Consider the following 15,726-nt stretch of genomic DNA (forward strand, 5'->3'; position numbering starts at 1 on the left):
TATTCCTCTTCGTCAGGCCGCGGGGCGGCCTTCTCCATCAGACTGTGCCGCCAGGTACTTGTCCGGGTTGTTCAGCACGACAATTCGGGGGGTGTGGCCGGCGGGCCACTCCCGGTGACCGGCGGGGACATGGTCCACACCGCCGGAATTCCATGGGTGGCAACGCAACAGCCGGCGTGCCGCCAGCCAGGTGCCCTTGACCGCCCCATGGACCGTCACCGCTTCCAGCGCATAGGCGGAGCAGCTCGGAAAGAATCGGCAGACCTGGCCGTACAGCGGAGACACAACCTTGCGGTAGGCCATCAACAGCAGAATGATCAGGTTGCGGGGCAGGTGCCACAGCGCGCGGCCCAACCAGGCGGCGGCCGCGGACACACGCGGTGCAGGACCGGGGACGACGGCGGCATCTCGATTACGCACGCGGTGTCCCTTCCTGTGGTGTCTCACTCGAAACCTTGGCAACGTCCTGCGGCGCGCGGCCGGCCAGCCGCTTGAGGGTTGCTTCCAAGGCGGCATCGTAGTCATTACGCAGGGTCTCCCAGCCGGCGGACGCCGACGCGGGCAGGGCCCTGACGACGATCGCAAATCCGACGGGATAAGTGCGCAGCGACAACGCACCGGCTTCTCTCAGTCTCCTCTTAACGAGGTTCCTGACAACAGCGTTCCCGACACTCTTGGAAACGATGAAGCCGATGCGGCTATGTTCGCCGTCAGGTAAAGCGGCCGTATATAACACTAAGTTCCGGCGTCCATTGCGGACGCCGGAACGTACAGTTGTTGAAAAATCGGTAGAGGTCCTCAGACGGTTCCGGGTGGCTAGCACCGCTCAACTCGCAAAAGGGTGATGACCGATAAGTCAGTATTTACGCCGACAGTTCGGTGCGGCCCTTGCCACGACGGGCTGCCAGGATGGCGCGGCCGGCACGGGTACGCATACGAAGGCGGAAGCCGTGCTTCTTGGCTCGACGGCGGTTATTCGGCTGAAAAGTCCGCTTGCTCACGTTAGTTACTCCAGTGGATCAAAGGTGCGCCCACCCGATCAAAAAAGGGGAAGAACTGGCCGACGCTAAGTTTTGTATGTGCCGCTACCCCGCTCCCGGTGACGCAGGCGTCTGGGAGAGCTTCAATGAAGCGAAAAGCGGACACAAAGGACTTCACAACGTTAGGGGAAAAACGGCTGCAGAGTCAAACCGGAGGGGTCGCCGGCGATCATCCCCAGCTGTGGCTAACCTGCCCCCGGGCCTGTGGATGAAGCACATCACAGGCCCCCGGAGAGAACCACAACGGTGTAATTATCCACAGGTCAGTTCCCAGCTATCTTCTGGGCTTTTCATCCCCTAGAGTGTCCCAGTAGCCCATTATCCACTGTCTGTGTACAACCCTGTGGATTACGCCGGGACCACACATCGAGTCCCGGGCGGTGCGGCTGCGGAAACGCCAGCAAGCAAGGTTTGAGGAATTCATTGATGACGGTAGACGAAGCCGACCACGCCAACACCGTCGGGAGCTCCTGGCGCCGGGTGGTCAGCCTCCTGGAAAACGACCACCGGGTTACCCCCAGGCAGCGCGGTTTTGTCATTCTCGCCCAGGCGCAGGGCCTCATCGGCTCCACACTGCTGGTGGCCGTTCCCAATGAACTCACCCGAGAGGTGCTCCAGACCCAGGTCAAGGAAGCCCTCGACGACGCACTGCGGGACGTCTTCTCCGACGAGATCCGCTGCGCGATTGACGTCGACACCGAACTGGTGCCCCTGCACGTCGAACCCGAAGCGGCACCGGAGCTGACCCGCACGGCCGATCCCGCCGTCGAGCTCAAGCCGCAGCCCATGCTGCCGAGCACCTCGCACGAATTCGGCCGGCTGAACCCGAAGTACGTCTTCGACACATTCGTGATCGGTTCCTCCAACCGGTTCGCGCACGCGGCCGCCGTCGCCGTTGCCGAAGCCCCGGCCAAGGCCTACAACCCGCTGTTCATCTACGGTGACTCGGGACTGGGCAAGACCCACCTGCTCCACGCGATCGGCCACTACGCCCGCCGCCTCTACAGCGGGATCCGCGTGCGCTACGTCAACTCCGAAGAGTTCACCAACGACTTCATCAACTCGATCCGCGACGACGAGGGCACCAGCTTCAAGACCACCTACCGGAACGTCGACGTCCTGCTGATCGACGACATCCAGTTCCTGGCCGGCAAGGACCGCACGCTCGAAGAGTTCTTCCACACGTTCAACGCCCTGCACAACAACAACAAGCAGGTGGTCATCACCTCGGACCAGCCGCCGAAACTGCTGGCCGGCTTCGAAGACCGGATGAAGTCCCGCTTCGAGTGGGGCCTGCTGACCGACATCCAGCCGCCGGAACTGGAAACCCGCATCGCGATCCTCCGCAAGAAGGCGCTCAGCGAAGGCCTCTCCGCCCCGGACGATGCCCTCGAGTACATCGCCTCCAAGATCTCCAGCAACATCCGCGAACTCGAAGGCGCCCTGATCCGGGTGACCGCCTTCGCCAGCCTGAACCGGCAGCCGGTCGATGTGGCCCTCGCGGAGATGGTCCTCAAGGACCTGATCACCGACGACGGCGCCCAGGAGATCACCTCGGCGCAGATCCTGACCCAGACCGCGGACTACTTCAAGCTCACCATGGAGGAGCTCTGCAGCAAGTCCCGGACCCGGACCCTGGTCACCGCGCGCCAGATCGCCATGTATCTCTGCCGGGAGCTGACCGACATGTCGCTGCCCAAGATCGGCCAGGAGCTCGGCGGCCGGGACCACACCACGGTGATCCACGCGGACCGCAAGATCCGCGAACTGATGGCCGAACGCCGGGTGATCTACAACCAGGTCACCGAACTGACCAACCGGATCAAGCAGCAGCAGCGGAATTCCTAGCCCCGCATCCGCGTACTCATACCTTATTAACAGGGGGCTGTGGACAAGCCTGTGGATAGTTAAGGGGACAACGGCGGTTAATGGGCTTAAAACCCTTAAGCCGCCTGTGGATCGACGAAACGGCCGAAAATCTTGTCCCCATCCACACCCTGTTTAAAACCGGACGGACCCACAGCTCATGAACAGGGCTTAACCGCGGATCGGCGGGCCGGGACCGGGTTATCCACAGTTTCCACAGCAGTTATTAACACTACTAATCCCAAGAAAATGAAATTCCCTCAAACAACAATCTCCCTCCACCCCACCGCGATCCGGCCCAGGCCGAACTGAGGGCCCGGCAGAAACCACAGCGATGTAAGCCGGGGATGGGAGAACCCGGATCTTGGGGCTAAGCTGTCTGCTGTGCGTCCGTCCCCGGTCCCACCGTGTCCCTGCGCCGTCCCGGCGCATCCGGGACACGTCGTCCGGGGAACCGCATGACCACCACAGACCAGCTCCGGCGGCGCCTTCGGCACCCGCCGGCCGGTCCGTTCCAGCGATGTCAGCAGCAATGAAAGGCGGCACCCTTCCGTGAAGTTCAGAGTCGAGCGGGATGTCCTGGCCGAGGCAGTGACCTGGACCGCCCGGTCCTTGTCTCCGCGGCCGCCTGTTCCGGTACTGTCCGGCCTGCTGCTCAAGGCCGAGGCGGGCACCGTGAGCCTCTCAAGCTTCGATTACGAAACCTCCGCCCGGCTGGAAATCCCGGCCGACATCAGCACCGAGGGCACCATCCTGGTTTCCGGCCGCCTGCTCGCCGACATCTGCCGCAGCCTGCCGTCCGCACCGGTTGACATCGAAACCGACGGCAACAAGGTGACGCTCTCCTGCCGCCGAAGCAGCTTCCACCTGGCCACCATGCCGGAAACCGAATACCCGCCGCTGCCGGCACTGCCCCCGATCAGCGGCACCGTCCCCGGCGACGCCTTCGCCCAGGCGGTGTCCCAGGTCATCATCGCGGCCAGCAAGGACGACACCCTGCCGATCCTGACCGGTGTCCGGATGGAGATCGAGGATGACCTGATCACCCTCCTGGCAACCGACCGCTACCGCCTCGCCATGCGCGAGGTTCCGTGGAAGCCCGCCACCCCGGGCATCTCCACCAGCGCACTCGTCAAGGCCAAGACCCTCAACGAGGTGGCCAAGACCCTTGGTGGCAGCGGCGACATCCACCTGGCCCTGGCCGACGACGACAGCCGGCTGATTGGTTTCGAAAGCGGCGGCCGCACCACCACCTCGCTGCTGGTCGACGGCGACTACCCGAAGATCCGTTCGCTGTTCCCGGACTCCACCCCGATTCACGCCACCGTCCAGACCCAGGAGCTGGTCGAGGCCGTGCGGCGTGTCTCCCTCGTGGCCGAGCGCAACACCCCGGTCCGCCTCGCGTTCACCCAGGGCCAGCTGCACCTCGACGCAGGTACCGGCGAGGACGCCCAGGCGTCCGAGGAACTCGAATCCCAGCTCACCGGTGAGGACATCACCGTGGCCTTCAACCCGCACTACCTGATCGAAGGCCTCAGCGTCATCGAGACGAAGTTCGTGCGTTTCTCCTTCACCACGGCACCGAAGCCGGCGATGATCACGGCCCAGAAAGACGCCGACGGCGAGGACCAGGACGACTATCGCTACCTGGTCATGCCCGTCCGCCTGCCGAACTGAGCCTCCCAGCTTTACCCGTACCACCGCGCAGAAAAGAGATCCCCGTGCACATTGGATTGATCGGCCTTGGAAAAATGGGCTTCAACATGCGCGAAAGGCTGCGGAACGGCGGCATTGAGGTCACCGGTTTCGACCGCAACCCCGAGGTCACCGACGCAGCCACCATCGACGAACTGATCGCCGCGCTTCCGGCTCCCCGGCTGATCTGGGTCATGGTCCCCGCCGGAGACATCACCGACGCCGTCATCACCGAACTCGGCGACAAGCTCGAGGCCGGTGACCTGGTCATCGACGGCGGAAACTCCCGCTTCACCGAAGACCAGAAGCACGCGGCCGCGCTGGCCGCCAAGGGTGTCCACTTCGCCGACTGCGGCGTCTCCGGCGGTGTCTGGGGCCTGCAGAACGGCTACGGCCTGATGGCCGGCGGCGACGCCGCCGACATCGAGCGCGCCCTGCCGGTCTTCGATGCACTCCGTCCTGAAGGTGACCGGGCGGACAGCTTCGTCCACGTCGGCGGTGTCGGCGCCGGCCACTACGCGAAGATGGTCCACAACGGCATCGAGTACGGCCTGATGCAGGCTTACGCCGAGGGCTACGAACTCCTGGCCGCCAAGGACATCGTCACCGATCTGCCCGGCACTTTCCGCGCCTGGCAGAAGGGCACCGTAGTGCGCTCCTGGCTGCTCGACCTCATGGTCAAGGCCCTCGACGAGGACCCGGGGCTGGAGTCGATTTCCGATTACGTCGAGGATTCCGGTGAGGGCCGGTGGACCGTCGAAGAGGCCATCGCCAACGCCGTTCCCGCCCCCGCCATCACCGCCGCGCTGTTCGCCCGGTTCTCCTCCCGCGAGGACAGCTCCCCGGCGATGAAGATGGTCTCCGCGCTGCGGCACCAGTTCGGCGGACACGCCACCCGGCCCGCCAAGTAATTTCAGGGACCCTGACCCCGGCGTGTACCTAGAGAAGCTTTCGCTGACGGATTTCCGCAGCTACGCCCAGGTTGACCTGAGCCTCGAGCCCGGGGTCACGGTCCTTGTGGGGTCCAACGGCATCGGTAAGACCAACCTGATGGAAGCCATCGGGTACCTCGCCACGTTGAGCTCGCACCGGGTCAGTTCGGACGGCCCGCTGCTGCGCTTCGGCTCCGAACGGGCCATGATCCGGGCCCGCCTGGTCCGCGGCGAGCAGTCGACGGTGCTGGAGCTGGAGCTCAACGCCGGGCGGGCCAACCGTGCCCGGATCAACCGCAGCAACCCGGTCCGGGCCCGCGACATCCTGGGGATCTGCCAGACGGTGCTGTTCGCGCCCGAGGACCTGGCCCTGGTCAAGGGCGACCCGTCCAACCGGCGCCGCTTCCTCGACGAACTGCTGGTCAGCCTCATGCCGCGGCACGCCGCCACCCGCAGCGATTACGACCGGGTCCTGAAGCAGCGCAACGCGCTCCTCAAATCCGGCCGGGCGGGCAAGTTCACCGCCGGGCACGAGGCAACCCTGGATGTCTGGGACCAGCACATGGCCCGGGCCGGGGCCGAGCTGCTGCATGCGCGCCTGGAGCTGGTGGAACTGCTGCTGCCGCACCTGAAAAGTGCCTACGCCCAGCTCACGGACGGGTCCAAGGAAGCCGGCGCGGTGTACCGCTCCACGCTGGACGGAATCTTCGACGGCGACGGCGACGGCTACGATTCCGTGGCATCCGCTGTGGCCGCCGCACCGGCGGAACAGGACGAGGACCTGCGCCGCTTGACCGTGGAGGAACTCACCGAACGGTACATTCGCGCCTTTTCGGCGTCCCGCCGTCGTGAACTCGAACGGGGCATCTCCCTGGTGGGCCCGCACCGCGATGACCTGGACCTGACCCTCGGGCAGGCCCCCGCCAAGGGCTACGCCTCGCACGGCGAAACCTGGTCCATGTGCCTCTCGCTGCGGCTTGCCTCCTACTACGTCATGCTCGACGACGCCCGGACCGGCGGGTCGGCCCCCATCCTGATCCTCGACGACGTGTTTGCCGAACTCGACGTGCAGCGCCGGCGTAAACTGGCCGCTATAGTCTCCGGCGCGGAACAGGTCCTGGTGACCGCCGCCGTCGAAGGCGACATCCCGGCGGAACTCGCCGGCCGGCGGGTAAAGGTCATTCCGGGAGGCATCGATGAGCCGGACAAGCCACGAGTGACAGGCGATGAATAAGGACACCGACGGCGCGCTGCAGCCCGGCCGCGACCCCGACGACATCGACGCCGCCCAGGCGGCGCTCAATCGCATGCGTGACGCCGCGGCCGCGCGGGGCGAGATCCGGCGCAAGGCGCCGCCTAAGCCCGGAAGTACCCAGAAACCCGCCCGCGGCGCCGGCACCCGGGGCTTCAGCCAGTTCCATGGCAGCGGCCGGGACCCCCTGGGCCTGGGTAAGGTGGTGGGCCGGCTGGTCGCCGAACGCGGTTGGACCTCCCCGGTGGCAGTCGGCTCGGTCATGGCACAGTGGCCGGCGCTGGTCGGACCGGAAATTTCGGCACACTGCACCCCCGAGAGCTTCACCGACACCACCCTGCATGTCCGCTGCGACTCCACCGCCTGGGCCACCCAGCTGCGCCTGCTCAGCCTGAGCCTGCTGGAGAAATTCCGCGTGGAACTCGGCGACGGCGTCGTCACCAGCATCCAGGTCCTCGGCCCCGCTGCCCCCAGCTGGCGGAAGGGTGCCCGCACCGTCAACGGCCGCGGTCCCCGGGATACCTACGGCTAGGCCGCACGCCGCGCCATACCCCTACGCGGTCCACCGGCACCGCCGCCCGAAGGTATGAAGCAGTTGTTCCAAAACCATTGAAAAATCCACAAACGGCGTGTAGGGCGCTCAGACGCCCCTGTTCGGTATAGGAACCCATCCGGAACACCCCGAGAGCATTCCAGGCGGGGCCAGTGGCCTCTCAACGGCAATTACACCCGCGTTTACCCCGCCAGAATGCGGGATTCGGCCCTATAACACGGTAGAATCAGGGAAGATAACTGGGCGCCGATGCAACGTCGACTGAGTCCGTTTCCGACGCGGTTTCTCCTGCGTGGAATCGGTCCCGGCCAGCCATGCCGCCGGCGCCGTCAGTGACGTGCCCGTTGGCAGTGGCTGTTTCCTTGGAGACGGCCGCGGCCGGCCTTCAACGAACATAGAGGAGTCGAAAGCGCCTGTGGCTAACGACAATGCAGAAATCCCGGCAGCGGACACCGCGGACGGAACCGGCCAGGCGGCCGCGCCCGCCGAAACGGTCACTCCCCGCGAGTACGGGGCCAGCGACATCACCGTTCTTGAGGGCCTGGAGGCGGTCCGGAAGCGTCCGGGCATGTACATCGGCTCCACCGGACCCCGCGGCCTGCACCACCTGGTGTACGAAGTGGTGGACAACTCGGTCGATGAGGCGCTGGCCGGTTACTGCACCCACATCGAGATCGTGCTGCAGGCCGACGGCGGCGTCAAGGTGGTCGACAACGGCCGCGGCATCCCCGTGGACATGCACCCCACCGAACACAAGCCCACGGTCGAGGTCGTCATGACCATCCTGCACGCCGGCGGCAAGTTCGGCGGCGGTGGATACGCGGTCTCGGGTGGCCTGCACGGCGTCGGCATCTCCGTGGTCAACGCTCTCTCCAGCCGCGTCAACACCGAGGTCCGCCGGCAGGGCCACGTCTGGCGGATGTCCTTCGCCGACGGCGGCAAGCCCCAGGGTGAGCTGGTCAAGGGCGAAGAGACCTCCGAGACCGGCACCACGCAGACGTTCTACCCGGACGGCAGCATCTTCGAGACCACGGAATTCGACTTCGAAACCCTCCGGGCCCGGTTCCAGCAGATGGCCTTCCTGAACAAGGGCCTACGCATTACGCTGACCGATGAGCGCCGCGCCGCATCGGAGACCTCCAATGATGAGGACCTGAACCTCGACGCCGTCGAGACCGAGGGCGAGGTTCCGGCCGAATTCCACACCGTGGTCTACCAGTACGACGACGGCCTGCTGGACTACGTCAAGCACCTCAACTCCGGCAAGAAGGTCGACGTCGTCCACGAGGACGTCATCGCCTTCGAAACCGAGGACACCGAGCGGCACATCGCCCTGGAAATGGCGATGCAGTGGACTAACGCCTACTCCGAAAGCGTCCACACCTACGCCAACACCATCAACACCCACGAGGGTGGCACCCACGAAGAGGGTTTCCGCGCCGCGATGACCTCCCTGATCAACCGCTACGCGCGCGAAAAGGGAATTATCAAGGAAAAGGACGACAACCTCACCGGCGACGACATCCGTGAAGGCCTGACCGCCGTGATCTCGGTCAAGCTCTCCGAACCGCAGTTCGAGGGCCAGACCAAGACCAAGCTGGGCAACTCCGAGGTCAGGGGCTTCGTCCAGCGCGTGGTCACCGACGGGCTCGGCGACTGGCTGGAGCGCAACCCCGGCCCGGCCCGTGACGTCATCCGCAAAGCCATCTCCGCGGCCCAGGCCCGCATGGCTGCCCGCAAGGCCCGTGACAACGCCCGCCGCAAGAGCCCGCTGGAATCCTTCGGCATGCCCGGCAAACTCTCCGACTGCTCGTCGAAGGATCCGCAGAAGTGCGAGGTCTACATCGTGGAGGGTGACTCGGCAGGCGGCTCCGCCAAGCGCGGCCGGAACCCCGAGACGCAGGCCATCCTGCCGCTGCGCGGCAAGATCCTGAACGTGGAACGGGCCCGCCTGGACAAGGCCCTCGGCAACGCCGAAGTCCAGTCCATGATTACCGCCTTCGGCACCGGCATCGGCGAGGATTTCGACCTGGCCAAGCTGCGGTACCACAAGATCGTGCTGATGGCCGATGCCGATGTCGACGGCCAGCACATCACCACGCTGCTGATGACCTTGCTGTTCCGCTACATGCGCCCGCTGATCGAGAACGGCTATGTCTACCTCGCCCAGCCCCCGCTGTACCGGATCAAGTGGTCCAACGCCCCGCACGACTACGTTTACAGCGACCGGGAACGCGACGCCAAGCTGGTGTCCGGCCAGGCCGCCGGCCGCCGCATCCCCAAGGACAACGGCATCCAGCGCTACAAGGGCCTCGGCGAGATGGACTACACCGAACTCTGGGACACCACCATGGACCCCGAGCACCGGACGCTGCTGCAGGTCACCATGGATGACGCCCTCGCGGCCGACCAGATCTTCTCGGTCCTCATGGGCGAGGACGTTGAGTCCCGCCGAAACTTCATCCAGCAGAACGCCAAGGACGTTCGGTTCCTCGATATCTAGCGGCTTCGCCCCCTGCATATCCCGGACCCGATATATACCTGAAACGGAAAATATAGACTATGAGTGACGAAACACCGGAAGTCCCCGCCGAATCCGGCGCGGAGCCCGTGCTCGAAGGCAACGTTCTTGATACCGATGTGCTCACCGACCGCGTGGAGCAGGTGGACCTGCAGACCGAAATGCAGCGCTCCTACCTCGACTACGCCATGGCCGTCATCGTCGGCCGCGCCCTGCCGGATGTCCGCGACGGCCTGAAGCCGGTCCACCGGCGCGTGCTCTACGCGATGTTCGACGGCGGCTACCGCCCGGACCGCTCCTTCAACAAGTGCGCCCGCGTGGTCGGCGAGGTCATGGGCCAGTACCACCCCCACGGCGACACCGCGATCTACGACGCCCTGGTCCGCCTGATCCAGGACTGGACCATGCGCTACCCGCTGGCGCTGGGACAGGGCAACTTCGGCTCGCCCGGCAACGACGGCGCCGCCGCCCCGCGGTACACCGAAACCAAGATGGCCCCGCTGGCCATGGAGATGGTCCGGGACATCGACGAGGAAACCGTCGACTTCCAGGACAACTACGACGGCAAGAACCAGGAACCGACCATCCTGCCGGCCCGCTTCCCGAACCTTCTGGTCAACGGGTCCTCCGGCATCGCCGTCGGCATGGCCACCAACATCCCGCCGCATAACCTCCGCGAGGTCGCCGACGGCGTGCAGTGGTACCTGGCCAACCCGACCGCCAGCCGCGAGGAACTGCTCGAGGAGCTGATCCAACGAATCAAGGGCCCGGACTTCCCGACCGGCTCCACCATCCTGGGCCACAAGGGCATCGAGGACGCCTACCGGACCGGCCGCGGCTCCATCACCATGCGCGCCGTCGTCAACGTCGAGGAACTCCAGGGCCGCACCTGCCTGGTGGTCACCGAGCTGCCGTACCAGGCCAACCCGGACAACCTGGCGATCAAGATCGCCGAGCTGGTCAAGGACGGCAAGATCTCCGGCATCGCCGACCTGCGCGACGAGACCTCCGGCCGCACCGGCCAGCGCCTCGTGATTGTGCTCAAGCGCGACGCCGTCGCCAAGGTGGTGCTGAACAACCTCTACAAGCACACCCAGCTGCAGGACAACTTCGCGGCGAACATGCTGGCAATCGTGGACGGCGTGCCCCGCACGCTCAGCCTCGACGCCTTCATCCGCCACTGGGTTACGCACCAGATGGACGTCATCGCCCGCCGCACCCGGTACCGCCTGCGCAAGGCGGAGGAGGAAGCGCACATCCTGCGCGCCCTGCTCAAGGCCCTGGACGCTTTGGACGAGGTCATCGCCCTGATCCGCGCCTCCACCACCACCGAGGCCGCCCGCGACGGCCTGATGGAACTGCTGGAGATCGACGAACTGCAGGCCCGGGCCATCCTGGACATGCAGCTGCGCCGCCTCGCCGCCCTGGAACGCCAGAAGATCCAGGACCGGCACGCCGAACTTGAGGCCCTGATCTCCGAGTACAACGAGATCCTCGCCTCCGAGGCCCGCCAGCGGGAAATCATCAGCACCGAACTGGCCGAGATCGTGGCCAAGCACGGCGACGACCGCAAGACCAAGGTCCTGATGGGCTTCGACGGCGACATGTCGATCGAGGACCTCATTCCCGAAGAGGAAATGGTCGTCACCATCACCCGCGGCGGCTACGTCAAGCGCACCCGCAGCGACAACTACCGCTCCCAGCAGCGCGGCGGCAAGGGCATCAAGGGAGCCCAGCTGCGCGGCGACGACGTCGTCGAGCACTTCTTCGTCACCACCACCCACCACTGGCTGCTGTTCTTCACCAACCTGGGCCGCGTGTACCGGGCCAAGGCGTACGAACTGGTGGAGGCCGCCCGCGACGCCAAGGGCCAGCACGTGGCCAACCTGCTGGCGTTCCAGCCGGACGAGCACATCGCCCAGGTCCTGGACCTGCGCGACTACCAGCACGCCCCGTACCTGGTGCTCGCCACCAAGCGCGGCCTGGTGAAGAAGACCCGGCTCGAGGACTACGACACGAACCGGTCCGCCGGCGTCATCGCCATCAACCTGCGCGACGGCGACGAGCTCGTCTCGGCCCAGCTGGTCTCCGAGACCGATGACTTGATGCTGGTCTCCCGCAAGGGCCAGTCCATCCGGTTCACCGCCACCGACGAGGCGCTGCGCCCGATGGGCCGGGCAACCTCCGGCGTGACGGGCATGAAGTTCCGGGAGGACGACGAGCTGCTCGCGGCCGACGTCGTCCAGGACGGCTCGTTCGTCTTCATCGTCACCGAGGGCGGCTTCGCCAAGCGCACGGCCGTGGAGGAATACCGCCTCCAGGGCCGCGGCGGCCTCGGCATCAAGGTCGGCAAGTACCAGGAGGAGCGCGGACACCTGGTCGGCGCCCTGATCGTCCAGGAAGAGGACGAGGTCCTGGTGGTGATGGAAGGCGGCAAGGTGGTCCGCTCGTCCGTGGCCGGCGTGCCCGCCAAGGGCCGCGACACCATGGGCGTCATCTTCGCCAAGCCGGACAAGAACGACCGCATCATCGCCGTGGCCCGCAACAGCGAACGTGGCCTCGAATCCGAGGAAACAGCAGCCGAGGGCAACGCCGGAGATGAGGCTACGCTGCCGGATGACGTAACGTTGGCTGGAGAAAACGGAGTCCGCGAGGGGTCCGGAGACACAACATCAGTACCGGCCCCGGAGTCAGATGAGCCATCAGGGGATGCCGAGCTGGACGAAGACAACCCCGGAGGTAACCCGTGAGCAATTCCGACTCCTATCCCAAGTCGAGCAGTGGCCCCGGCAACGCACGGCAGCCGTCGGCGGCCCCCCGGGTAAATGCGCCGTCGCGTCCGCAGCAGCGCCCCGGCGTCGCGGGCTCCGGCCAGCGTCCCGCGGCCCCCGGCCAGCGGCCTTCCGTCCCCGGGCAGCGCCCCTCGGTCCCGGGCCAGCGTCCGGCCGGCCAGGCCAGCCGCCCGGAAACGGCCGGCGCGCGTCCCGGTCAGCCCGGACTGGTCAAGCCGGCCCCCAAGGCCAAGGTGCGCCGCGCCCGCCTGCTGGTGAGCAAGGTTGACCCGTGGTCCGTGCTGAAGATGTCCTTCCTGCTCTCGGTGGCCCTCGGCATCGTCACGGTGGTCGCCGCAATCGTGCTGTGGACCGTCCTGGACCTCACCGGCATCTTCGATCAGGTGGACGGCCTCCTCGGCACCCTGGCCGGGTCCGAGAGCGGCGGCTTCGAACTGAAGAAGGTAGCTTCGCTGGGCCAGGTGGCCTCCTTCGCTGTCATCATCGCCGTGATCAACGTGGTCCTGCTGACCGCCCTGTCGATGCTCTCCGCGGTGCTGTACAACATTGCTGCCACCCTGGTGGGCGGCATCGGTGTGACCCTCACGGACGACTAGAAATACCCGTTTTGCCCGTGATTTAGCGGGTAAATGCCTCGATTTGAGATCGGGCCGGGATGTGCTGTAAAGTCATATCTCGGCCCGATGAGGCATCGGGGCGTATAGCTCAGGCGGTTAGAGCGCTTCGCTGATAACGAAGAGGTCCCAGGTTCAAGTCCTGGTACGCCCACGGAACCTGTACTGGTTCTTGTAAAGGAACGCGCAAGCGGACCGGAACGGGGTGCATGTGAAGAAGTTGCTGGTAGTTGCAGCTACGCTCGCAGGCGTCCTGGTCTACAGGAAAGTGCAGGAAGCCGAAGCCCGGAAAGCAATCTGGAGCGAATCGACCGACACGGTCGACTAGCCGGATTGGCGGGTTGCTCCGATGGGGGCATGGCGCAATTGGTAGCGCACCTGCTTTGCAAGCAGGGGGTTCGGGGTTCGAGTCCCCGTGCCTCCACCATTGAGAAGTCCCGGTCAGCGGAAACGCCGGCCGGGACTTTTGCTTTAAGCCTCCCTCTCCCGGATTCCGTCACGGCACTGGCCACCGCTGTGCGCGCATTAGGGTTGAGGCGTGACCTTCCTTCTCGCCGCCCTGGGCGTCCTTGGTGTGGCCTCCTCCGGCCCCCTGATCGCCGCCACCCTGGGCGCCACCACCGTCAGCGCCCTCGCCATCGCGTTCTGGCGGAACGCCATCGGTGCCGTGGTGATGGCCGGGCCCGTGCTGGTCCGCCAGCCCCGGCAGTTCGGCCGCGTCACCGGCGCCGAGTTCCGCTGGTCCCTGGCGGCCGCCGTCGCTCTCGCCCTGCACTTCGCCTGCTTCATCACCTCCCTGCAGCTCACCTCCGTGGCCGCCGCCACCGCGCTGGTCTGCCTGCAGTCGGGCTGGATTGCCGTCTTCCAGCTGTTCCGCGGCGTCCGGCACGGCTGGCAGGTCCTGGCCGGGCTGGGCCTGGCTTTCGCGGGCGTGGTGGCCATTACCGGGTTCGATATGGGGACCTCCCCGCAGGCCCTCACCGGGGACCTTCTGGCCGTCGCCGGCGGGATGCTGGCCGGCGTTTACACCCTCGCCGGCGGCAAGGCACGGCAGACAATGAGCACGGGTGTCTACACCAGCCTCTGCTACGGCATGTGTGCCGCTGTCGTCGCCGTCCTGGCGCTGGCCAGCGGACAGCCCCTGGGCGGCTTCGAGGCGGCCGGCTGGCTGGGCATCCTCGCCATCACCGTCTGCGCCCAGCTGGTGGGCCACACGGCCTTCAACCACCTGCTGGCCACCATGAGCCCGCTGCTGGTGTCCATGATCATCCTGCTCGAAATCCCGGGTGCCGCCCTGCTGGCAGCGGCGTTCCTGGGTGAGAAGCTGCCCGCCGGAACCTACGTTGGGCTGGCCATGATCCTGGTGGGACTCGCCGTTGTCGTCCTCGGCCAGCGCCGCTCACGCGCCGTGCGCCGCAGTGCCGCCCGTCTTGCTGAGCTCGGCACGGACTAGGCCGTACGGAATTAACTGCGAGTTACTGGCCCCCGCGGCGTACCGGCTGGGCCGTGTTCACGGTGTGCAGGGCACGCAGCAGCTTGGCCGGGAAGTACACCGAGAAGAAGACCACCATGGGGGCCTTGAGCGCCATCTTCTTGACGTTGTGGGCCTTGTAGGTCCGGTCGAAGCGGGTGACGTAGTACCGGTAGTCGCGCGGCGAGTCCTCGAGCCGTCGTGCGGACATCCCGGAGATCATCTGCGGCCAGTACTGTATCCGGAGCTCGTGGTCGGCAAGGTGCAGGGACAAGTCGATGTCCTCGTGCATCTCGTCCCGCTCATCCCGGCAGGTTTCGTGCTTGATGGTTTCCCAGGCCGAGCGGCGCAGGGCCATGTTGGAGCCGAACAGGAAGTGGTACTGGTGCTTGGCGAGCTTGAGCATCAGCTGCCGCATTTTGTCGTCGGCCTTGAGCCCGAAGCGGCGCATCGGCATGTCGTAGTAGACCACCGGACCGGTCGCGGCTGCGACTGAGGGGTCGGCGAAAGCCTTCTGGACCTGCTCCACCCAGTCCGGCTCCAGGACCGAGTCGGCGTCGATCCGTCCGAGCACATCGCCGGTTGCATGGTTCAGGCCGAAGTTCCGCGTGGGAATCAGGCCTTGGTCACTGTCCTGGCTCATGAGCAGGATCCGGCTCTCCGGGTATTCCAGCTGCATCTGGCGGACGATGTCGGCGGTCCGGTCCTTGGACATGTTGTCCACGACGATGATCTCGTGCGCCGGAACCGACTGGTAGACGGCAGCGATGAGGCACTGCCGGATCACGCTTTCCTCGTTGTACGCCGGGATGACGATGGAGACGGCAGGCGGCAGCGCTGCATCGTCGGGGGAACCCAGCTGGGACTCTTCGCGTGACATCCCCCCAAATTTAGCATCCGGGCGGGTTGGGACCCCGGGCTGGTCGGCACAGATCGGAATAACAAAGGGAGGGCCCCGCCCGTGGCGGTGACCCTCCCTGTGTGGCCGCG

Annotated in this window: 14 protein-coding genes and 2 tRNA genes; 12 read left to right on the top strand and 4 right to left on the bottom strand. The window is 65.9% G+C overall.

Annotated features, from left to right (window positions below):
* Positions 1-12: 12 nt before the first annotated feature.
* Genes yidD through rpmH form a run of 3 tightly spaced genes read right to left on the bottom strand, consistent with a single transcriptional unit; the run spans position 13 to position 1,001 of the window.
* Positions 13-420 carry a membrane protein insertion efficiency factor YidD gene (gene yidD, locus ACFUCU_RS04730; RefSeq protein ID WP_377971021.1) on the bottom strand — a complete coding sequence of 136 codons (408 nt, stop codon included), beginning with the start codon at positions 418-420 and terminating at the stop codon, positions 13-15.
* A complete protein-coding gene (rnpA, locus tag ACFUCU_RS04735) occupies positions 413-823 on the bottom strand; it encodes a ribonuclease P protein component (protein ID WP_377971023.1) in 411 nt (136 codons plus the stop codon). The genes yidD and rnpA overlap by 8 nt, the downstream gene beginning before the upstream one ends.
* Positions 824-863: 40 nt before the next feature.
* Positions 864-1,001: a 50S ribosomal protein L34 gene (rpmH, locus tag ACFUCU_RS04740; protein WP_003800212.1), complete on the bottom strand. Its 138-nt coding sequence runs from the start codon at positions 999-1,001 to the stop codon at positions 864-866.
* A 465-nt stretch (positions 1,002-1,466) separates the two neighbouring features.
* Here rpmH and dnaA point away from each other — a divergent pair, with 465 nt between their 5' ends.
* The 12 genes from dnaA to ACFUCU_RS04800 all read left to right on the top strand — a co-directional run bounded on the left by dnaA (position 1,467) and on the right by ACFUCU_RS04800 (position 14,718).
* Positions 1,467-2,888 carry a chromosomal replication initiator protein DnaA gene (gene dnaA, locus ACFUCU_RS04745; RefSeq protein WP_290257109.1) on the top strand — a complete coding sequence of 474 codons (1,422 nt, stop codon included), beginning with the start codon at positions 1,467-1,469 and terminating at the stop codon, positions 2,886-2,888.
* A 570-nt stretch (positions 2,889-3,458) separates the two neighbouring features.
* A complete protein-coding gene (gene dnaN, locus ACFUCU_RS04750) occupies positions 3,459-4,583 on the top strand; it encodes a DNA polymerase III subunit beta (protein ID WP_290257108.1) in 1,125 nt (374 codons plus the stop codon).
* Positions 4,584-4,627: 44 nt separating this feature from the next.
* Positions 4,628-5,512, top strand: coding sequence for a phosphogluconate dehydrogenase (NAD(+)-dependent, decarboxylating) (gnd, locus tag ACFUCU_RS04755; protein WP_290257107.1), 885 nt, complete (start codon positions 4,628-4,630; stop codon positions 5,510-5,512).
* 22 nt (positions 5,513-5,534) lie between these two features.
* Positions 5,535-6,767, top strand: coding sequence for a DNA replication/repair protein RecF (gene recF, locus ACFUCU_RS04760; protein WP_364138070.1), 1,233 nt, complete (start codon positions 5,535-5,537; stop codon positions 6,765-6,767).
* A complete protein-coding gene (locus ACFUCU_RS04765) occupies positions 6,760-7,317 on the top strand; it encodes a DciA family protein (protein ID WP_364138067.1) in 558 nt (185 codons plus the stop codon). Before recF ends, ACFUCU_RS04765 begins: the two co-directional genes overlap by 8 nt.
* Before the next feature lie 436 nt (positions 7,318-7,753).
* Entirely contained in the window at positions 7,754-9,841 is a 2,088-nt protein-coding gene (gene gyrB, locus ACFUCU_RS04770; protein ID WP_290257104.1) for a DNA topoisomerase (ATP-hydrolyzing) subunit B, read from the top strand.
* Positions 9,842-9,900: 59 nt separating this feature from the next.
* A complete protein-coding gene (gene gyrA, locus ACFUCU_RS04775) occupies positions 9,901-12,609 on the top strand; it encodes a DNA gyrase subunit A (RefSeq protein ID WP_377971027.1) in 2,709 nt (902 codons plus the stop codon).
* A complete protein-coding gene (locus ACFUCU_RS04780; RefSeq protein WP_290257102.1) occupies positions 12,606-13,247 on the top strand; it encodes a DUF3566 domain-containing protein in 642 nt (213 codons plus the stop codon). Before gyrA ends, ACFUCU_RS04780 begins: the two co-directional genes overlap by 4 nt.
* A 98-nt stretch (positions 13,248-13,345) precedes the next feature.
* Positions 13,346-13,419: transfer RNA gene (locus ACFUCU_RS04785), tRNA-Ile, on the top strand.
* Positions 13,420-13,476: 57 nt separating this feature from the next.
* On the top strand, positions 13,477-13,593 hold the full coding sequence (locus tag ACFUCU_RS04790) for a DLW-39 family protein (protein ID WP_290257101.1): 117 nt from the start codon (positions 13,477-13,479) through the stop codon (positions 13,591-13,593).
* 23 nt (positions 13,594-13,616) lie between these two features.
* A tRNA-Ala gene (locus ACFUCU_RS04795) sits at positions 13,617-13,692 on the top strand.
* Between the two features lie 111 nt (positions 13,693-13,803).
* Entirely contained in the window at positions 13,804-14,718 is a 915-nt protein-coding gene (locus ACFUCU_RS04800) for a DMT family transporter (protein ID WP_290257100.1), read from the top strand.
* A 22-nt stretch (positions 14,719-14,740) separates the two neighbouring features.
* On the opposite strand, the gene ACFUCU_RS04805 is transcribed toward ACFUCU_RS04800, so the two are convergent.
* On the bottom strand, positions 14,741-15,616 hold the full coding sequence (locus ACFUCU_RS04805) for a glycosyltransferase (RefSeq protein WP_377971029.1): 876 nt from the start codon (positions 15,614-15,616) through the stop codon (positions 14,741-14,743).
* Positions 15,617-15,726 lie beyond the last annotated feature (110 nt).

This window comes from Arthrobacter sp. NPDC057259, assembly GCF_042668995.1.
Classification (GTDB): domain Bacteria; phylum Actinomycetota; class Actinomycetes; order Actinomycetales; family Micrococcaceae; genus Arthrobacter.